The 19,711-nt window shown below is 69.3% G+C and carries 18 protein-coding genes; 9 read left to right on the top strand and 9 right to left on the bottom strand.

Features of this window, described 5'->3' with window-relative positions; genetic code table 11:
• Positions 1-3: 3 nt before the first annotated feature.
• Positions 4-1,146, bottom strand: a complete 1,143-nt coding sequence (gene purM, locus QE416_RS06795) for a phosphoribosylformylglycinamidine cyclo-ligase (protein ID WP_210072490.1) — start codon at positions 1,144-1,146, stop codon at positions 4-6.
• A 92-nt stretch (positions 1,147-1,238) separates the two neighbouring features.
• Between purM and QE416_RS06790 the strand changes: the two genes are divergently transcribed.
• Positions 1,239-1,850 (top strand): zinc-binding alcohol dehydrogenase, encoded by a 612-nt coding sequence (locus tag QE416_RS06790; protein ID WP_267789187.1) that lies wholly within the window; start codon positions 1,239-1,241, stop codon positions 1,848-1,850.
• A 15-nt stretch (positions 1,851-1,865) separates the two neighbouring features.
• Here the strand turns inward: QE416_RS06790 and QE416_RS06785 are convergent, their stop codons facing one another.
• Positions 1,866-2,006, bottom strand: coding sequence for a hypothetical protein (locus QE416_RS06785; protein WP_307314665.1), 141 nt, complete (start codon positions 2,004-2,006; stop codon positions 1,866-1,868).
• A gap of 475 nt (positions 2,007-2,481) precedes the next feature.
• A complete protein-coding gene (locus QE416_RS06780; RefSeq protein ID WP_210072493.1) occupies positions 2,482-2,838 on the bottom strand; it encodes a sterol carrier family protein in 357 nt (118 codons plus the stop codon).
• A 193-nt stretch (positions 2,839-3,031) separates the two neighbouring features.
• On the opposite strand from QE416_RS06780, the gene purD reads away from it, so the two are divergent.
• From purD to QE416_RS06760, 4 genes are read left to right on the top strand one after another with little or no spacing between them, the layout of a single operon-like run.
• Entirely contained in the window at positions 3,032-4,303 is a 1,272-nt protein-coding gene (gene purD, locus QE416_RS06775) for a phosphoribosylamine--glycine ligase (protein WP_307314662.1), read from the top strand.
• 31 nt (positions 4,304-4,334) lie between these two features.
• Entirely contained in the window at positions 4,335-5,138 is an 804-nt protein-coding gene (locus QE416_RS06770; RefSeq protein WP_307314660.1) for an alpha/beta fold hydrolase, read from the top strand.
• The gene (locus QE416_RS06765) at positions 5,135-5,728 is read left to right on the top strand and encodes a class I SAM-dependent methyltransferase (RefSeq protein WP_307314657.1); all 594 of its coding nucleotides are present in this window, start codon (positions 5,135-5,137) and stop codon (positions 5,726-5,728) included. Before QE416_RS06770 ends, QE416_RS06765 begins: the two co-directional genes overlap by 4 nt.
• Positions 5,725-6,219 carry a GNAT family N-acetyltransferase gene (locus tag QE416_RS06760; protein WP_307314654.1) on the top strand — a complete coding sequence of 165 codons (495 nt, stop codon included), beginning with the start codon at positions 5,725-5,727 and terminating at the stop codon, positions 6,217-6,219. Before QE416_RS06765 ends, QE416_RS06760 begins: the two co-directional genes overlap by 4 nt.
• A 22-nt stretch (positions 6,220-6,241) precedes the next feature.
• On the opposite strand, the gene QE416_RS06755 is transcribed toward QE416_RS06760, so the two are convergent.
• The 4 genes from QE416_RS06755 to QE416_RS06740 all read right to left on the bottom strand — a co-directional run bounded on the left by QE416_RS06755 (position 6,242) and on the right by QE416_RS06740 (position 12,205).
• Positions 6,242-7,906 (bottom strand): ATP-binding protein, encoded by a 1,665-nt coding sequence (locus QE416_RS06755; protein ID WP_307314652.1) that lies wholly within the window; start codon positions 7,904-7,906, stop codon positions 6,242-6,244.
• A 139-nt stretch (positions 7,907-8,045) separates the two neighbouring features.
• Positions 8,046-9,599, bottom strand: coding sequence for an MFS transporter (locus QE416_RS06750; RefSeq protein WP_307314649.1), 1,554 nt, complete (start codon positions 9,597-9,599; stop codon positions 8,046-8,048).
• Positions 9,596-10,219, bottom strand: coding sequence for a PadR family transcriptional regulator (locus QE416_RS06745; RefSeq protein ID WP_307314647.1), 624 nt, complete (start codon positions 10,217-10,219; stop codon positions 9,596-9,598). The genes QE416_RS06750 and QE416_RS06745 overlap by 4 nt, the downstream gene beginning before the upstream one ends.
• A gap of 246 nt (positions 10,220-10,465) precedes the next feature.
• Positions 10,466-12,205, bottom strand: a complete 1,740-nt coding sequence (locus tag QE416_RS06740) for a BCCT family transporter (RefSeq protein WP_307314646.1) — start codon at positions 12,203-12,205, stop codon at positions 10,466-10,468.
• A 60-nt stretch (positions 12,206-12,265) separates the two neighbouring features.
• Between QE416_RS06740 and QE416_RS06735 the strand changes: the two genes are divergently transcribed.
• The 4 genes from QE416_RS06735 to nhaA all read left to right on the top strand — a co-directional run bounded on the left by QE416_RS06735 (position 12,266) and on the right by nhaA (position 16,686).
• Positions 12,266-13,246 (top strand): phosphoribosylaminoimidazolesuccinocarboxamide synthase, encoded by a 981-nt coding sequence (locus QE416_RS06735; RefSeq protein WP_307314645.1) that lies wholly within the window; start codon positions 12,266-12,268, stop codon positions 13,244-13,246.
• 178 nt (positions 13,247-13,424) lie between these two features.
• Positions 13,425-14,762 (top strand): uracil-xanthine permease family protein, encoded by a 1,338-nt coding sequence (locus tag QE416_RS06730; RefSeq protein ID WP_307314642.1) that lies wholly within the window; start codon positions 13,425-13,427, stop codon positions 14,760-14,762.
• Between the two features lie 274 nt (positions 14,763-15,036).
• Positions 15,037-15,264, top strand: a complete 228-nt coding sequence (locus QE416_RS06725; RefSeq protein WP_307314639.1) for a hypothetical protein — start codon at positions 15,037-15,039, stop codon at positions 15,262-15,264.
• Between the two features lie 90 nt (positions 15,265-15,354).
• A complete protein-coding gene (nhaA, locus tag QE416_RS06720) occupies positions 15,355-16,686 on the top strand; it encodes a Na+/H+ antiporter NhaA (protein ID WP_307317870.1) in 1,332 nt (443 codons plus the stop codon).
• 490 nt (positions 16,687-17,176) lie between these two features.
• Here nhaA and QE416_RS06715 read toward each other — a convergent pair whose 3' ends face one another.
• Positions 17,177-18,820 carry a hypothetical protein gene (locus QE416_RS06715; RefSeq protein ID WP_307314637.1) on the bottom strand — a complete coding sequence of 548 codons (1,644 nt, stop codon included), beginning with the start codon at positions 18,818-18,820 and terminating at the stop codon, positions 17,177-17,179.
• 200 nt (positions 18,821-19,020) lie between these two features.
• Positions 19,021-19,596, bottom strand: a complete 576-nt coding sequence (locus tag QE416_RS06710; protein ID WP_307314635.1) for a hypothetical protein — start codon at positions 19,594-19,596, stop codon at positions 19,021-19,023.
• Between the last annotated feature and the right edge of the window lie 115 nt (positions 19,597-19,711).

Here is a 19,711-nt window from a genome sequence, read left to right as displayed (position 1 = left end):
GTGTTAGCTTGCTCCGTTCGCCGGCGCACCGGCATCCGCGTAGGTTCCGACCAGGCGCACGGCGCCTCCGTCGACGCCCTTCGCGCCCTGTTCGTACTCGCCCTCGGGCCGGGCGCCGTCGCGGACGACGCCGACCTGCCACGTGGCGATGCCGTCGGCCTGCAGCGCCGCGGTCGCGGCGTCCGCGATCTCGGGCGAGACCACGGCGAGGAAGCCGATACCCAGGTTCCAGGTGCCCTCGGTCGCGATCAGGTCGAGCCCGCCGATGTCGGCGAGCACGCGGAAGACCGGCGAGGGACTCCACGTCGAACGGTCGACATCGACCCAGGTGCCCTGCGGCAGCACGCGCGCGAGGTTGGCGGCGATGCCCCCGCCGGTGACGTGACTGAGCGAGTGGATGCCGACGCCCGCCGATGCGTCGTCGAGCAGACGCAGCAGCGGCGAGGTGTAGAGGCGGGTGGGCTCGAGCAGCGCCTCGCCCCAGGTGCCGCCGAGGTCGGCGGAGGCTGCGCCGTAGGCGATCCCGGCACCCGCGATGATGTGGCGCACGAGCGAGTAGCCGTTGGAGTGCAGGCCGCTCGAGGCGAGGGCCAGCACGACGTCGCCCGCGCGGACGCGCTCGGCGCCGAGCATGCGGTCGGCCTCGACGACGCCGGTCGCCGCTCCCGCGACGTCGTAGTCGTCGACACCCAGCAGACCCGGGTGCTCCGCGGTCTCACCGCCGACGAGCGCGGTCCCGGTCATGGCGCAGCCGCGCGCGATGCCCGCGACGATGTCGGCGATGCGCGGGGGTACGACCTTGCCGCAGGCGATGTAGTCGGTCATGAAGAGCGGACGGGCGCCGACCACGACGATGTCATCGACGACCATGCCGACGAGGTCTTCGCCGATGGTGTCGTGCTTGTCGATGGCCTGCGCGATCGCGACCTTCGTGCCGACGCCGTCGGTGCTGGTCGCGAGCAGAGGCCGCGTGTAGTCGCGGAGCGCGGAGGCGTCGAAGAGACCGGCGAAACCGCCCACCCCACCGAGCACCTCGGGCCCATGCGTGCGACGCACGGCCGACTTCATCAGTTCGACGGCGAGATCTCCGGCGGCGGTATCGACGCCTGCGGCGGAGTACGGGTTTTCGTGGGGAGCTGAGGCCACCCGACCAGAGTACCCGCGGCGGACACGCGCGGGCACCGCCCCGGCGACGCAAGGCCGGCCCCGACGCCTCCCCCCGTCCCTACAATGGCGCCATGACGGGCGGCCAGCCGGAATGGGTGATCCGCGAAGACGCGGCACAATCGGTGCTCGTCGCGCTCTACCTGCGCCAGGTTCTCGGCATCCGTTCTCCCGAGGATCTCCCCGCACTTCGACGCGTCCCGGCTCCCTGGGTGCAGGAGCGGACGGATGCCGCGCACGCGCAGCTCGAACGCGAATGGCGCGAGTACTGGGCGATGACGGTGGAGCCGCAGGCGCACCCCTCCCCCGTTCCTCTCGAGCTGATCGACGGATTCGAGACGCTGGTGACCCTTCCCGTCGAGGGGTCCGAGACGCTCCGCGGGGCCATCCGCGCGCACGCCGACGATGCCGTCGACTTCGCCCGGCTCGCTCACGACCGCTACTCCCGCGAGGCTGCTGCCCGGCCCGGGGTGTCGTACCGCGCGTACGCGAGCGCCATCGCCGCGCACGAGCGGGCCGTGGGCCGACGCGCGCACTCGTTCGAGCTGAACGTGCAGGTGCTTCCGCTCGCTCAGCGGGGCGTGTGGTGGATCGGATCGCTCACGGTGGCGGTGACCGACGGTCTGCGCGGCGACGTCGCGGCCTTCGACACCGCGATCCACCCGATCATCGCCGAACTGGCGTGAGGGGCCGGTGGCCCGTCAGACGCCGTGCTGCTCGTGCTCGACCGTGACCTGGCGCGTGCGACCGCCGACGGTGCGCTCGAAGATGAGGGCGACGATCGCGCCGACCGCGACGCCCAGCACGACGAAGATCAGGGCCGTGAAGCCGAAGACCTGCATCTGCGAGTAGACGACCTGCGTGTAGGGGCTGATGGCGCGGAGCCGTCGACGAAGACGGTGAGAACGAGAGCGATCAGGATGCCGGCGAACGCCCCCGCCGCCAGGAACACGCCGTACTTCGGGGCGCGACGAACCGTCAGCGTCTGTCGCTCATCACGCGGGGAGGACGGTTGTTGGGGGACGGGCTGCTCGGCCATGCCCCCATTGTCCCACCGCTCGTGGATTGGCGGGGCGGGAATGCGCGGGCGTCGAGATACCGGATGCCACCTCCCCGGCCGTGTGGCTCGCTACGGCGGCCGCGGCGGTCCACGACGGCGACCCCGGCCGGCACCGGCCGGGGAGCGTGCGAATCGCGGGCCCGCGGGAAGGGTCGAAGATGCATCCGTGCGACGAGGACACCGCCTGTTCGCGGCAGCCGCCGGCGTCTCCGGCGAACGCACGCGAAGATCCCACGGGCCGAACGCCTCGACCGCGCCTACGGCCGCAGCGGCAGCAGCGCGCTGAGGTCGGCGCGGACGCCCGAGGCGACGATGCGGCCGTCGGTCACGGCATCCGCCCAGTGCTCCTCGCCCGTGGCGACGGCGATCCAGGTCGCGGCGTCGGTCTCAACCACGTTCGGGGGCGTTCCGCGAGTGTGACGCGGCCCCTCGATCACCTGCACGGCGCCGAAGGGCGGCACGCGCATCTCGACCGAATTGCCGGGGGCCTTCTCGACGAGCAGCTGCAGGAGGTACCGCACGGCCGTGGCGGTCGCGGGGCGCGGAGCGTCTCCGGCGCGGACGGCGGCGAGAGCTGCGCGGCCGTCTCCGGTCTCGATACGGCGAGGAGGCATGTCATCCACGGTACCTGCGACGTGGCGACGCGGTCCGGGGCTGCGTCGACCGGCTCGCGCGCACCCTCAGCGATTCGCGCACCCTCAGCGACACCCCGCCGCCGAGGGCTGAGATCCTGCAGATGCCTGAGGTTGTGAACACTCCCGCCCCGCGGCGCGAAAGGGGCGGACCCGCGCTCGGTAGGCTGACCGCGTGAGAATCCTGGTCCTCGGTTCGGGCGCGCGCGAGCACGCCATCATCCTCGCCCTGCGCTCCGAAGAGGAATCGCACGCGATCTTCGCGGCCCCCGGCAACGCGGGCATCGCTCGCGAAGCGCACCTGGTCGACCTCGACCCGATGGATCCCGCCGCGGTCCTGACCTTCGCCAAGAGCGAGGCGATCGACCTGGTCGTCGTCGGCCCCGAGGCGCCCCTGGTCGCCGGAGTCGCCGACCCGCTGCGCGCGCACGGCATCCCGGTGTTCGGCCCGGGCAAGGCCGCCGCCCAGCTCGAGGGCTCGAAGACCTACGCCAAGCGGATCATGGATGCCGCGGGCGTCCCCACCGGCGGATCGGTGCGCGCGCACGACGTCGCCACCGTCGAAGCCGCCCTCGACCAGTTCGGCGCACCGTACGTCGTGAAGGCCGACGGCCTGGCTGCGGGCAAGGGCGTCATCGTGACCTCCGATCGCGCAGCCGCCCTCGCCCACGCCGAGAGCTACCTTCCGAGCGGTGCCGTGCTGATCGAGGAGTTCCTCTCGGGCCCCGAGGTGTCGCTGTTCTTCCTCAGCGACGGCGACCACGTCGCTCCCCTCAGCCCCGCTCAGGACTTCAAGCGCCTGCGCGACGGCGACGAGGGACCCAACACCGGCGGCATGGGCGCGTACTCCCCCCTGCCGTGGCTGACGGAGCGCTTCGGCGGCGAGGACGAGTTCGTCGCGCAGGTCACGCGCGACATCGCCGAGCCCGTCATCCGGCAGATGGATGCCGAGGGCACCCCGTTCATCGGGCTGCTCTACGCCGGGCTCATCCTCACCGAGCAGGGCGTGAAGGTCATCGAGTTCAACGCCCGCTTCGGCGACCCCGAGACGCAGGTCGTCCTGCCGCGACTCATCGATCCCCTGTCCCGCCTTCTGCTGGCGGCGGCTTCAGGCACGCTCGAGGATCAGCCGCGTCCCGCTTTCGCCGAGGCGACCGCGGTCACCGTCGTGCTCGCGAGCGAGGGCTACCCCGAGGCCCCCCTCACCGGTCGCGTGCTGACCGGGATCGACGAGGCCGAGGAGGTCGACGGCGTCCACGTCGCCCACGCCGCGACGGCACTGCGCGACGGCGACCTCGTCGCGACGGGTGGGCGTGTGCTCAGCGTCGTCGCCACCGGCTCGACGTTCGGCGAGGCACGCGAGGCGGCCTACGCCGGACTCGAGCGCATCGGCCTCGAGGGCGGGCAGTACCGCACGGACATCGCGGCGCGGGTGGCTCAGGCCTGAGCGAGCACCCCAGGAGCCGTAGCCTCGAACGGTGATCGCACTCGAGACCGGTAGCGGACGTCCCCTGATCGCTCTTCACGGATTCGGTGTCGATCACCGCATCATGTTGCCGCTCGAGCAGATGACGGACGGCATGCCGTGGCGACGGATCTACATCGACCTGCCGTGGACGGAGGCGGCGGCGGCGACCGCCACGGCCTCCAGCACGCGTGAGGTTGCCACAGCCCTCCTCGAAGAGATCGATGGACATCTCGGCGACGAGCCTTTCGCGGTCATCGGCAACTCCTTCGGTGGCATGCTCGCGCGTCACGTCGCGCACGAACGCCGACAGCGCGTGCTCGGCGTCGCCACGCTGGCCGGAGTGGTCGAGGCGAAGCACACCGCACGCACGGTGCCCGAGCGAACCGTCCTGTGGGCTGATCCCCACGTCCTCCGCCGCGCGGGCGCCGATCGCGACGCCTTCACCGAGGTCAGCGTGATCCAGGATGCCGCCTCGCTCGACGCCTTCCGGCGATACGTCCTGCCCGGCCTGCGCGGGGCCGACGCGACCGTGATGGACCGCATCGCCGGCGACTACTCGTTGGATGCGCTGCCCGAGAACGCCCACCCAGAACCCTTCACCGCGCCCGCGCTGCACCTGTTCGGGCGTCAGGACGACGTCGTGGGCTTTGAGGACGGCCTCGCGCTCCGCGACCACTACCCGCGAGGAAGCTTCGTCGTCGTCGACGGCGCGGGGCACAACGTCCACCTCGAGCGCCCCGGTATCACGGGGGTCGCCGTGCGCGATTGGCTCGATCGGATGGATCTCGAAGCCACGCCGAAACCCGCCGCATGAGCGCACCTCCCGCGTACGACGCCCGGGCCGACGAGTACATCGCGGCTCTGGGATCGATGGATGCCGTGCACCCGGTCGACCGCAGCATCGTCGACGCCTGGGCCGCCTCGGTCACCGGTCCGCTGCTCGACGCCGGATGCGGACCGGGGCACTGGACGGGGCACCTGGCCCGGCAGTGCCTCGACGTGCGGGGTGTCGACCTCTCTCCGCGTTTCGTCGATCACGCGCGGGCGGTGCATGCCGGCATCCGGTTCGATGTCGACACGATCGACGGCCTGGAAGCCGCCGACGGGGAGTTCGGCGGGATCCTGTCGTGGTTCTCGACGATCCACCACGAACCGGCGCGCGTCGACGTGCCGCTGCGGGAGTTCGCGCGAACGCTGCGTCCGGGCGGCCGACTGCTGCTCGGTTTCTTCGTCGGTGCGGAGGTCGAAGCATTCGAGCATGCCGTCGTCCGGGCGTACCGCTGGCCCGCGGCGGAGCTGGGGCGCAGAGCGGATGCCGCGGGCTTCGACGTCGTCGAGACGCACGCGCGCGAGACGCGCGGAGGCCGGCCGGTGGGGGCGCTGGTGTGCGAGCGGCGGGCATGACGGGGATCGCACTGGCGCGGGCACGCCTCGAGGATGCACCGGCGGTGGCCGCCTTCCAGACGCTCGCCTGGCAGCAGACGTACCGGGGGCTGATCGACGATGCTCTCCTCGACGTGCCCGCCGAGGACCGCGTCGGGCGGTGGGCGGAACGGATCGGGTCCGGTTCTCGGTCCGTCACAATCGCGTGGCAGATCCATTCGGTCGTCGGTGTGGCCAGCACCTCGATCGACGATCCGCCGCGCGCAGGGCTTCCCGCGACCGAGCTGAGCACGCTGTACCTGCGGCGCGACGTACAGGGAATCGGTCTGGGATCGCGGCTCCTGCACGCCGCGATCGGCGACGACGACGCGCACCTGCTGGTGTTCGAGGTGAACGAGCGCGCTCGAGCGTTCTACGAACGGCGCGGCTTCCAGCCCGAGGGGGCGGTCCTCCACGACGCCGGGACCGGGCTCGGGGAGCGGCGTTGGGCGCGACGGAGACCGACGGGGTGACGTCGGGGTGATGACCGGCGGATCATCCCTGACGCGCGGGGAGCGCGGAAGCGGCGGGGAGCTCGATCGTCACCGTCGTGCGCGCCCCGGGGGCGCTCTCGAGGTGGATGCGGCCGTCGTGCGCGTGGACGATCGTGCGGACCCGGCTCAGCCCCAGCCCGAAACCCTGGACGGCCAGCGAGCGCGCGCGAGCCGTGCGATAGAAGCGGTCGAAGACACGACGCTGCTCGGGGTGGGACAGCCCCGGGCCATCGTTGGCGACGCTCACCCGCACGCGTTCCTCGTCGGCGTCGCACGTCACGGTGACGGCGAAGTCGGGATCGCCGAACTTCACGGCGTTGGTGAGCAGCTCGGCGATCGCATCCTCCACCTTCCGGACGTCGACCCGCGCCCGCACCGACCGCGCGCCACGCACATCCACCGGGATGACCCGCGCCTGCGCGAGCGCCTTCACCCGCCGCACCGCGGCATCGACCACCTCTCGGACGTCGACCTCGGACAGCCGGAGTTCGTCGTCGCGGGCGGTCGCCGCGACGAGGTCGGACAGGCGCTGGAGCAGGTCGTCGGCCCGTCGGTTGACGACGTCCATGTAGGAACGCAGTTTCGCATCGTGGTGGCCCACGGCATCGTCGATGAGCGAGAGGAACCCGGTGACACCGGTGAGCGGGGTGCGCAGTTCGTGCGAGACCGTGCGCAGGAACTGCTCGCGCACCTCGATCGCATCGGCCAGCTCGGTGACGTCGTGTGCGACCACCACGGTTCCCTGCACCGACCCGTCGGAGCGCCGGAGCTGAGTGGACGACACCAGGATCGCCATCTGCGCGTCGGGCGGTCCGATCCAGGCGAGGTGTCCGCGGATGGCCTCGCCCCGCAACGCCCGGGGGAGGAACTGCTCCTCGGGCGGGACGAGGGTCTGACGATCGGCGGCGAGCACGGAGTCGCTCGTGTGCGGGGGCTCGTCCAGGCGCACCCCGGCCGCCGCGGCGATCTCGTTCGCCGCCGCGTTGGCCAGCTCCAGCCGACCGTGCTCGTCGAAGAACGCCACCCCCGCGGCGACCGTGTCGAGGATGCCTGAGACGAGCGCCTCGGCATCGCGCGCCTCGGCGAGCGCGTTCAGCTGCGCCCCGTGCGCGGCATCCAACAACCGGTCGCGGCGCTCCGAACGACGCGCCGCGAGGAAGGTCACGACCGTCAGCCCGAGAATCACGATGGGCAGACTCGTGACGTTCGCCCACTCGGCGAGCGTGGTCGGCACGACGCCGGAGTACGCGAACCGGAAGACCAGCATCGCGATCGAACCGAGCACGATCAGGGTGATACCCGCCCATCCGAGGGTGTACGCCGCCCACAGCATCGGGAAGATTGCCAGCAGCGTCGCCGCGGCGAACACCTGTGCGATCTCGGCGCGGATCAGGGCCACGGCCGTGATGTCGAGGACCGCGACCACGATCATGGAGATCGGGGGCACCCTCTTCCCGGGGAGGAACGCACCGAGCGCGGTGGCCGCGAGCGCCACCGCGAAGCCCATCACCGAGGTCGGCGCCGCCAGGAGTGCCGGCCGCTCGAGGCCGACGATGACGATGACGTAGGCGACCCCGATCAAGAAGGGCACCTGCGTCTGGGCGAACATCGCGCGTCCGCTGTGGGTGATGCTCTTCGGCTCGACGAACGACACGATCGCCTCCACGGCTCTCCGCTCGCGGACAGGATGCGTAGGGGATAGCCGCGAACTGAAAGGGATGGTATCCGACGGAGCGCGATCGGCGTAGCCGGCGTACGCGACGACGCCGCCGCCCGGAGGCGACGGCGTCGAGCGCGAAGGCGACCTACTCGCCCGCGGCGGCCGGAGCGGTCTGCTGCGCGGGAGCCGCGTCGCGCGGAGCACCGTGCGGGCGAATCACCGAGGGCCGGCGCATGAACAGCACCGCGACGAGGCCGAGACCGATGACGATGATCGGCAGCGTGAGTGACTGACCCATCGCCTGCGAGAAGCCGTCGACGACCTGCGGCGGCAGCACTCCGCCACCGAAGCTGGCCGAGGCATCCGCCGCCCCCGGCAGATTCGCCTCGAGGCGCGCCTGCATGAAGGCGGCGATGGATGCCGATCCGATGACCGATCCGACCGTGCGGGTCGTGTTGTAGATGCCCGCGCCGGCACCCGCCTGGCGCGGCGGGAGGTTGCGCGTCGCGGTGGTCGCGAGCGGGCCCCACATGCCGGCGTTTCCGATGCCCATGAAGACGGAGGGGATCAGGAACATCCAGATCGGGGCGTCGTTCAGGATCAGTGCGACGTAGAGCCCGAGCGATCCGCCGACGAGCAGCAGACCCGGCACGAGCAGGAAGCGCGGGTCGGTGCGGTCGAGCAGCTTGCCGGCGAACGGTGCGAGCACGCCCGACAGGATCGCCAGCGGGACGAGCAGCAGCGCCGACTCGGTCGGGGTCAGACCCCGGGCGAGCTGCAGGTAGAACATCTGCGGCAGAGCCATGCTCGTCACGGTGAAGCCGACGGCCGCGATCGCCAGGTTCGCGATCGAGAAGTTGCGGTCGCGGAAGAGGTCGAGGGGAACGAGCGGCTCCCCCGTGCTGCGCGCCTGCGTCCAGACGAACACCGCCATGACGGCGACGCCCGCGGCGACCATCGCCCAGATCCACGCGGCCCAGGAGTAGTGCTCGCCCTCCTGCAGACCGAACACGATGAGGAACAGACCGACGGCGCTCAGCACAACGCCGAGGATGTCGAACTTGTGCGCGGTGCGCGGCAGCTGCGGCACGAGGACGACGGCGGCGACGAAGCCGATGATGCCGACGGGGATGTTGATGAAGAAGATCCACTCCCAGCCGAGGCCGTCCACCAGCAGGCCACCGGCGAGGGGGCCGACGAGGGTGGCGACACCGGCGGTGGCACCCCACAGGCCCATCGCCGCGCCACGGTTCTGCGGCGGGAAGGTGCGGGTGATGACGGCCATCGTCTGCGGCGTCATCATCGCCGCTCCGAGACCCTGCACGGCACGCGCGGCGATCAGCACCTCGAGCGAGGGAGCCAGACCGCACGCGAGCGAGGCGAGGGTGAAGAGGGCGAGGCCGGTGAGGTAGATGTTCTTCGGCCCGAAGCGGTCGCCGAGGCGCCCGGTGATCAGCAGCGGCACGGCGTACGTCAGCAGGTAGGCGCTGGTGACCCACACGACGTTGTCGAGGTTGTTGGTGTTCGGGTCGAGGGCCGCCTTGATGGCGGGGTTCGCGACCGAGACGATCGTGGTGTCGACGAGGATCATGAAGAACCCGATGACCAGCGCCCAGAGGGCGGGCCAGGGGCTGCGTTCGTGGGTCTGGTGGGACCCGGTACGGGTGGATGCCGCGGAGGCGGCGCGAGAGTCGGTCATGCTGTGGTCTCCTTTGAGACGCGGTGCTTGTTCTTGATGTGTTCGGGGATCTCGGCGACGCCCCAGGGGAGGGACCGATCGGCGAGGCGCGCACGCAGGGAGTCCTGCCACGCGAGTTCGGCGTCGAGCAGAGCGGATTGACGCCGCAGCTCGACGAGGAATTGTTCGGGGGTCTCGCGCTCGGCCGCGACGCTGAGACCGTCGTGATGTTCCTCGACGGAGGCGACGAGCCGGGCGCGGCGCGCGTCGAGCAGACCGATGACCTCGGCGCGCCCGAGGTTGTGGGCTTCGGAGAGGGCGACCCGGAATTCGCCCGGTCTGTCGATTCGCGGGAGTTCGGCGCGCACCCATTCTTCGACGGCCCGATGGCCGGCATCCAGGATCGTGTAGGTGGTGCGCTCGGGACGGTTGCCGTCGCGATCGACGCCGACCTCCGCGAGGAGACCGTCGCGTTCGAGGCGCGCGACCGTGTGATAGATCGTGCCCTTCTGCAGGGGCACGAGGCGGTCGTCCCGGCGTTCCTTCAGCAGGCGCACGAGCTCGTACGTGTGCATGTCAGCCTCGCGGAGCGTGGCCAGGATCATGACGGCGACGGGGGTGAGGCGGCTGGTCTCCGGCATCCATCCTCCTCATGGTCCGTGTCGACTAGTCCACATGGACTATACGCCCATTCCCAGCTCGGCGCGAACGCCCGCGGATGAACGTCGAGTGTCCACGACAGGCCGCACCGAGGTGGACGCGTGCGGCGCGTTCCGGACACTCGACGCCCGGGCAGCCCGGAGCAGCAGGGCCCCCGACACCACGCGGAACACGCCGCACCCGTCCGGAGGTGCGGCGTGTTCGAGAGCGGGCCCGGATGCCGGGGGTCAGGCCTTCGGAGAGTCGCTGGACGCCTTCTCGGGCGTCTGCTCCGCCGGAGCGGGCACCGGGACGCGAGGCTGACGCCAACGGATCGGAATGCCGAAGATGCCACGCTGATTGGGCTCCTCGACCTCCAGCCCGTAGTGGGCTCCGATCGAGTCGCGTAGCTGCGCCCGCTCGGCCTTGTCATAGGCGCGCATCTCACGGCGGAAGGCCGTGACGGTCGCCCAGCAGATCGCGAGCAGCACGAGGCTGAACGGCAGAGCGATGCTGATCGCCGCGGTCTGCAGGGCCTGGAGCCCGCCCGCCAAGAGCAGGCCGAAAGCGATGAGCGAGGTCGCGAGGGTGAAGAAGATGCGGACCCAGCGCTTGGGCTCCTCTTCGCCGCCCGTGGCGATCATTCCCATCACCAAGGCGCCCGAGTCGGCCGAGGTGACGAAGAAGATCCCGATGAGGATGAGGAAGCCGATCGACAGGAACACCGTTCCCGGGACGCCCTGGAGCATCTGGAAGAGCGCCGTCGAGACGTTCACGGCCCCGTCGGCTCCGACCAGCTGCACCGTGCCGGTCAGCTCGCCGTAGATCGCGGTGCCGCCGAGGACCGTGAACCACAGGATGCCGACGAGCGTGGGCACCAGGATCACTCCGGTGACGAACTCCCGAACCGTGCGGCCGCGCGAGATGCGCGCGATGAAGATGCCGACGAAGGGGGCCCACGAGATCCACCAGCCCCAGTAGAACGCCGTCCACGTGCCCTGCCAGGCCACACCGTCTTCGCCGGAGTAGGCGCTCGTCGTGAACGACAGGCTCACGAAGTTCTGGATGTAGTTGCCGATCGACTGCACGACGTCGCGCAGCAGGAACTCGGTGGGTCCCGCGAACAGCAGGTACAGCATGAGCAGCCCGGCGAGCACGAGATTGATGTTCGAGAGCCACTTCATGCCCTTGCCGACACCCGAGAGCACCGAGAACAGCACGAACGCCGTGATGACACCGACGATCACGGCCTGGCTGATGACCGAGGGCGTCACGAGGTTCAGGTAGTCGAGCCCGGCGCTGATCTGGATGACGCCCAGACCGAGCGAGGTCGCGACGCCGAACAGCGTGCCGACCAGAGCGGCGACGTCGACCGCGTTGCCCCAACCGCCCTGCACGAGACGCGCCCCGAGCAGCGGCTCGAGCGCCCAGCGGATCGTGCGCGGGCGCCTGCGCCGATGGAAGGCGTACGCCAGGGCGAGACCGATCACCACGTAGATCGACCACGCGTGCACGCCCCAGTGCAGGAACGTCTGCGACATCGCCTGCTGTGCGAGCTGATTCGGCGTGCCCTCGACACCCGGACGCGGGTCGGCGAAATGGCTGAGCGGCTCGCTCACGCCGTAGAAGACGAGGCCGATGCCCATGCCCGCCGCGAAGAGCAGCGAGAACCACGACATCGTCGAGAACTCGGGCTCGTCGTCGTCCTGACCGAGCTTGATGTTGCCGAAGCGGCTGAATCCCATCGCGAGCGCGAACACGACGAAGAACGCCGCGATCAGAACGTAATACCAGTTGAACGCCGAGACGATGAAGGTCTGCACGGCGCCGAAGGTCGCCTCGGCCACGCTCGGGAAGAGCATGGCGAAAGCGATGAACGCCCCCGCGATGGCGGCGGCGGGCCAGAACACCCATCCGCGGATCGTCTTACGGCGACTGCCCAGATGAGGGTCGATGTTCACCGCGGTGTCGGGGGCTGCCTCGGTCATTCCACCGAGCGTAGTCAGGAGGTGCGCCGCGACCGGGGGGCAGGCGCCCCAGCGGGCGTTATGACACAATCCGCGCCGGTGCGGGGCGCGCGCACCCGCAATAATGAGCGGGTGACCACCGCTCCCCCGCTCGAGCTCCCCGGCTTCCGCCACATCTACTCCGGCAAGGTCCGCGACCTCTACGTGCCCGCCGACACCGCCGAGGGCGAGGCCCCCGCGCACCTCCTCGTCGTCGCCAGCGACCGCGTGAGCGCTTTCGACCGCGTGCTGTCTCCCGGCATCCCGGACAAGGGCGAGCTGCTCACCACGCTGAGCCTGTGGTGGTTCGATCAGCTCGCCGGCGCCGACGGGGGCCGCTCGATCCCGAACCACCTCACCGCCGACCACGCTCTGGTGGGCGACGAGGCGGTCGCCCTGATCCCGGATGCCGTGCAGGGGCGCTCGATGCTCGTCCGGTCCCTCGACATGCAGCCGATCGAATGCGTCGTGCGCGGGTACCTCACCGGCTCGGGCTGGGCGGAGTACCGCGCCGAGGGCACCGTGTGCGGCATCCCTCTGCCCGAGGGCCTGAACGACGGCGACCGTCTGCCGGAGCCGCTCTACACCCCCGCGTTCAAAGCGCCGATGGGCGAGCACGACGAGAACATCACCTTCGAGCGCTCGGTCGAGCTCGTCGGAGCCGAGACGGCGTCGGCCCTGCGCGACCTCTCGCTCGAGATCTACCGCCGCGCGTCCACGACGGCCGAAGCCCGCGGGTTGATCCTCGCCGACACGAAGTTCGAGTTCGGCTACGACGACGACGGGGTTCTGACCCTGGCCGACGAGGTGCTCACCTCGGATTCGTCCCGCTACTGGGATGCCGAAGCCTGGCGCACCGGCTCCACTCCGGCCCAGCGCATGGCCAGCTTCGACAAGCAGATCGTTCGCAACTGGCTGGCGGCCAACTGGGACAAGCAGGGCGAGCCGCCCGCGCTTCCCGCCGAGATCGTCGAGCGCACCCGCGACCGTTACGCGGAGTTGCTGCGCCTGCTGACGTCCTGACCTCACCCGCCGCGATGCCACCGACATCACGTGACGTCGGCGGAATCACCCCGCGAGATCACGTGATCTCGCCAGAACGACCATCGAGATCACGCGACCTCGTCGAGAGCACACGCCACGGGGTGTGAGCTCGGCGAGAACACGTGACCTCGGCATCCACCCCCACCTGAGGAGACACATGTTCCGCTGGAAGCTGCACGGCAACGGGCGCACCGTCGAACCCGGGGCCGTCGTCGCCCCCGGCGAGCGCCTCAACTGGGGCGCGACGATCGCGATCGGGCTCCAGCACGTGATCGCGATGTTCGGCGCCACCTTCCTGGTGCCGGTGCTCACCGGCTTCCCGGTGTCGACGACGCTGCTGTCCTCGGGCGTGGGCACCCTGCTGTTCCTGCTCGTGACGAAGAACCGGCTCCCCAGCTATCTGGGCTCGTCGTTCGCGTTCATCGCGCCGATCACGGCGGCGACGACCACGGCGGGCACCGGTTCGGCGCTGGCGGGCATCGTGGCCGTCGGCGTGCTGCTCGCGGTCATCGGCTTCATCGTGCAGTTCGTGGGTCTCGGCTGGGTCGACAAGGTCATGCCGCCGGTCGTCGCCGGGGCCATCGTGGCGCTGATCGGCTTCAACCTGGCTCCCGTCGCGTGGTCGAACTTCAAGGTGCAGCCGCTGCCCGGCACGATCACCCTGATCGCCGTCATCGTGTTTAGCGTGCTGTTCCGCGGCTTCCTCGGGCGGATCTCGATCTTCCTCGGCGTCATCGTCGGCTACGTCGCGACGGTGCTCATCCAGGCCGGCACGGGTGAGAAGCTGATCGATTTCGACGCCGTCGCGGCGGCCCCTTGGGTGGGCCTGCCGACCTTCCAGATCGCCGACTTCACGACGCCCGCGACCTGGTCGGTCATCGCGATGTTCCTCCCCGTGGTGCTCGTGCTCGTGGCCGAGAACGTCGGTCACGTGCGGGGTGTGGCGGCGATGACGGATGCCACGGCCAACCGCTCCACCGGTCGCGCCCTCATCGCCGACGGTGTCGCCACGACCCTCGCCGGCACCTTCGGCGGTTCGGGAACCACGACCTATGGCGAGAACATCGGCGTCATGGCCGCGACCCGCGTCTACTCGACCGCGGTGTACTGGGTCGCCGGTCTCACCGCGATCGTGCTGAGCCTGTCGCCCAAGGTCGGCGCGGTGTTCAACACCATTCCGGCGGGAGTGCTCGGCGGCGTCACCACCGCGCTCTACGGCCTGATCGGCATCATCGGCATCAAGATCTGGGTCGACAACCGCGTCGACTTCTCGCGCCCGGTCAACCAGTACACCGGCGCCGTGGCCCTGGTGCTCGCGATCGCCGGCTTCACCATGCAGTGGGGCGACTTCCAGCTCGGTCCGATCGTGCTCGGGTCCGTGGCGGCGCTGGTCATCTACCACCTCGGCAACGCCATCGCCCGCGCGCGCAAGACCGGCGCCGACGACGGCGGCCCGATCCCCGCCGTGGGTCCGCTGGGCGGCGACCCGAGCTGACGCGCGGCGGGCCGCCGCAGGCTGAAGCATCAGCCGGTCGTTCCGTCGCGCGGAGTTCCGCGTCGACACGCCGGTTGAGGGGGCCGGCAGCGGAGCGGCGCGGCCGGACTCCGCACGACGGCCCAGGCCCGCGCGCGTCCCGTGCGGGGCGCCGCCCTGCACACCCGGGCCCGCCCCACAAGAGGGGATGCCGGCGCCGGAGCGCTCGGTAACGTCGGGCACCCGGTGGGGCACCGCACACCGCCTCGCCACCGATGACGAGAGAGGCACGCTCATGGCATCCGAAATCTCCGACCCGTCGCAGGCCGCTGCCGACGGGGACTCCTTCGAAGGCGCTGACGTCGAGGTCTCGCCCACCGCCGGCTCGGGCTCCGACGGAGAGGCCAAGCCCGGCGGGCTCGGGGCCGATGGCACCATCCCCGACGACCCGAAGGGCGTCGCCGCCGGTCACTCCGACACGGCCTCGCACTTCAACCCCGAAGAGGACGAGGAGTCCGCCTGAAACCCGGCCCGGGGTCGGGCCGACTAAACTGAGAGAGGCGTGTCGGGAAGTCTGGTCGACGATCTGTCGATCGACCCTCCAGGAAGCCTCATGAGCCACGACACCACCCGCGCGCCCCAGTGGCCCGGATACGCCGAAGTCCACCGCGTCACGACGCTTCTGCGCCGCGAATCCGTCGGCGGCATGCTGCTGGTCCTGGCCGCGATCGGCGCGGTCGTGTGGGCCAACTCCCCCGCGTCCGAGGCGTACTTCGCGCTGCGCGACCTCCGTTTCGGCTACGCGCCATGGCACCTCGAGTTGAGCGTCGGGTCGTGGGCGGCGGACGGCCTGCTGGCGGTCTTCTTCTTCCTGGTCGGCCTCGAGCTCAAGCGTGAGATCGTCGTCGGGAGCCTCCGCCGACTGGGGACCGCGATCGTGCCGGTGACGGCCGCCTTCGCGGGGGTCGCCGTGCCCGCCCTCCTCTACGCCGCGATCGTGCACGCGCAGCCGAGCCTGCTGGCGGGCTGGGCCATTCCCACCGCGACCGACATCGCTTTCGCGGTGGCGGTGCTGGCGCTGGTCGGCTCGCATCTGCCCGGTCCCCTGCGCATCTTCCTGTTGACGCTCGCGGTCGTCGACGACCTGATCGCGATCGCGATCATCGCCGTCTTCTACACCAGCGACATCGCGCTGGTGCCGCTGGCGGTCTTCGCCGTGCTCGTCGTCGTCTACGGCGTCATCGCCCACCGTGGCCGCGCGTGGTTCGCCCGCACATCCTGGGGCGCCTGGGTCGTGCTGCTGCCGATCGGCTTCGCCGCGTGGGCGTTCCTGCACGCCTCGGGGGTGCACGCGACGATCGCCGGAGTCGCGCTCGCCTTCACGATCCCGGTCGCCGCCTCGCGCCGTCAGCCCGAGGTGCGGGGCATGGATCTCGCGGAGCAGCTCGAGCACCGCTTCCGTCCCCTGTCGGCGGGCATCGCCGTGCCGTTGTTCGCCTTCTTCGCGGCGGGGGTCTCGATCGGCGGCGGCGACGGGCTGCTGCGCGCCGTGGCGGACCCCGTCACCCTCGGCGTCGCCGCCGGTCTCGTGCTCGGCAAGCCCCTCGGCATCCTGCTCGGCGTGCGCCTGCTCACTCTCGTGACGAAGGTCCGGCTGGACCCCGCCCTGAAGTGGATCGATCTCGCCGGGGTGGGTCTGCTCGCCGGGATCGGCTTCACCGTCTCGCTGTTGATCGCCGAGCTGAGCTTCCCCGACGGCTCGCCCCACACCGACGACGCGAAGATCGCGATCATGGTCGCCTCGCTTCTGGCATCCGTCCTCGCATCGTCCGTCCTGCTCGTACGCAACCGGCGCTACAGGCAGCTGGCTCTCGCCGAGAAGGTGGATGCCGACGGCGACGACGTACCCGACGTGTACCAGCAGCCGCGACCCGAGGCCGGCTGAGCCGCGAGCGTCGTGGGAACGGGCCGCATAGGAGTGCTTTCGCGCTGAGGTGCTGAGGGGAGGTTCCGGTCGGGGTACCTCCCCTCAGCGGGCCGCCTGGGTGCGGCGGCGGGGGGAGCAGGGGTGGGTTTCGGGGGAGAAACCCTGCTCCCGGCTCGGGGGAGCCGGCGTGCAGGTGCTGCATCGCCTGGCTCGCTTTCGCTACTGTGGACGGGGCCTTCGGTAGAGGATTGTGGCGACGACGCCCGCGGCAAGCAGTCCGGCGCCGAGCGCGTCGCTGCCTGGCTCCTAACGGAAAACCGTTCACTGTTACAGCGGCATTGGCGGGAGCGTTGACTGATGCGACGGTCAGCCGACAGGCGGCGATGCTCTTCAAAGCCGTGAACCACGCGCCAGTGGAGGAGATCGGCGCGATCCCACCCGCCGCGGCTAGCGACACCGGGGCTATCGCCGCGAAAGCGGCGAGGCAGCCCGAAGGGCACAGCAGGGGTTAATGCGCGGTCGCCTTTGCTGAGGCGGCAGTCCATGATTGGTACAAATAGGTCACAGAGTACTCGATCGTTCCCGAAGGAACACAGTAGTTCCCACCATCAGGACTCGCTCCGTTCGAGCATACCTTTGCAGATGACTCGTACGGAGTGTGGATACTGAACATGGTTACGCGTGCCGTGTAATTCGTCGTGCTGTCGTCATCGTATCCCATAAACGAGACACCTGGCGTGCCGTTGCTGTTCCGACCCCACCCCTGAACCTCGTACGGGTTTCCTTCTTTGTAAAGGAATGTCTGCCCCGATACGCCTGACGACATCGCAATCTTGGATACGTTGTACGCTTGGCCAATATTTCCGAACGTAGACCTCTGGGAGGGGCTGAGGCTCCCGATTCCGAGCCTTCCGGAATCATTCGAGCCAGTTGTATATATATCCAGATCTCTTGTGAGGATGGTAGTGGATCGTCCTCCCGTTTTTACATCGATGATCGGGCTGGAGACCGGAGCACTTAGGTGGAATGGTGTCAGATACCCCGTCGTGTTGCCCGTACCGAGCTGGCCGTCAGTATTAGCGCCCCAAACGTAGAGGTCATAGTATCCAGATAGAGCGACAACAGAGCTTTGGTCATCAGTCGAGATGGAACCTATTATCACGCCGTCGGGGATTCTCGCCTGCGTGGGGGTGTCCTTCGCCGTCTGCGTTCCATCGCCATAATCGCCGTAGGTGTTGGTTCCTCCCCATGACCAGACCGTTCCATCTGTCGCGAGTACTTTCTCGGCTTTTGTCAGTTGTTTCACTGAACGACCCCCAGGCAGGACTACAGGCCGGAAAGAGGTGCCACTTTTTGCAAACTCTCCGCTATTCGCCGTTCCTCCGCGCTGCCAGAGGCGGCCGGACGAATCAACAACGAGGATCGCGCAACTGCCGACAGCCGACGCCGCTACTGGCTTCACACCACTAGGAAGGGGAATTTGTACAGGCGAATTGGTCCACTCTCCTGTGCAGCCCGCCTTCGGTGCTGTGCCCCAGCCCCAGAGAGTGCCGTTGGAACTCACAGCAACTACAGATTCGTTCGACATAGAAATGCTGATCATTGGATTACCCGTCGGAATCTCAACCAGCTGAGGCCGGGACGATCCAGAGAATGGGCGACCGAGCGCACCTTTATTGGACGCCCCCCACATGTACACTGTTCCGTCATAGCGGATATAGCCTGCGATGCCATTTCCAGAGTCAAATGTGACGTTTGCAATTCGGGAAACCGGCGGGTATGCGTCGCTGGCGGAGCGCGCGGTACCGGTGCTGATGGTGGTGGGGTTGGCCCCGTCGATTGTGCGTGTAACGGTGTAGGTCGGCTCGGTAGTGATGGAGTTAGCGGTCGCCCAGGGCTGTTGCAGTGCGCTCGTCCACGACACATCAACACCGGTCGAAGACTTGACGGCTTTCAGCCCGCTGACGGGCTGAAGTGTGGCCGCCGTCAACGAGTTGCTGCTCACCGTTTTGTCTGCGGTGAACCAGGCTCCCGTTGCGGCGGGGGTCGAGATGACTCCCGTTGCGAGAACGCCCATGAGAAGCGTCGTCGCGAGACGCCGTCCACGGGCCTGTCGCGGCCGAGGGGCATAGGTGGCGGCGGCGGGTGGCATGTCATCTCCTACGAGGGGCACTAAGGGGGACGTTCGGATGATCGCGTGCTGCCGAGGATGTGGGGACACGCGTGAAAATTGGAGGCGCGGCAGACAGCTCGGCCTACGCGGAAGGACAACCCATCGACGGATACGGGCTGACGACTCGCCGCGCGCGGAGACGTGGGCGCCAGCGTGCTGCCGGCGCCCACGCGCGTGGGTCAGGACGAGAACGGAGCGCCCGCCTGGATGGCGTTCACCGTGAGCGTGAACGTCAGAGTCTTGTTCTGAGCAGTGTTGTCGGTGGCCGCGGGGAGCCACGCACGGAACTTGATGACCGCGGTGCCGCTAGCAGCGAGCGACGCGGTGCTGGGGATGGAGACGCTCGAGAGGGCGTCGGCGGTCCGGGCGGTGGACCAGGTCGTTCCGTTGTCGGTGCTGTACTGAACGTTGACCTGCTTGGCGAACTCGCTTGAGGTGGAGCTGACGACGGCCTTCCAGTCGATGGCCGCCGTTCCGTTGTTGCGGACGTTGATGTTGAACGTCTTGGCCTTGGTGGCGACGTCTGCGTCCGCGACAGGGAGAACGTTGGTGAACGACAGCGGGGCGACGGACGACGAGTCGTCACCAATGTTGCCGATGACGACCGTGCCGGACGCGAGGGTGTTGCTGGAAACGGTCTTGTCGGCGGTGAAGTACGCGCCGGTGGCAACCGTGCCGCCCAGGCCCATAGTGAGCAGGGCGAGGGAGGCGACGAGGACCTTCTTCTTCGAGAAGGAGCGCTTGGTGGTGGACATGGGTTCTGCTTTCTTTCAGTGGTGAGTAGTGCTTCGGGTCGGAAAGGGAGGCTGAGGGGCTCGACGAGTGCGAACGAAGGTGGCGTAGCGGCTCAACGAGAAGGTGGGGGCGCAG

This window comes from Microbacterium sp. SORGH_AS_0421 (assembly GCF_030818635.1).
Taxonomy (GTDB): Bacteria; Actinomycetota; Actinomycetes; order Actinomycetales; family Microbacteriaceae; genus Microbacterium.
The sequence above is the reverse complement of the archived record's forward strand: the minus strand, read 5'-3'. Positions and strand labels throughout refer to the sequence as shown.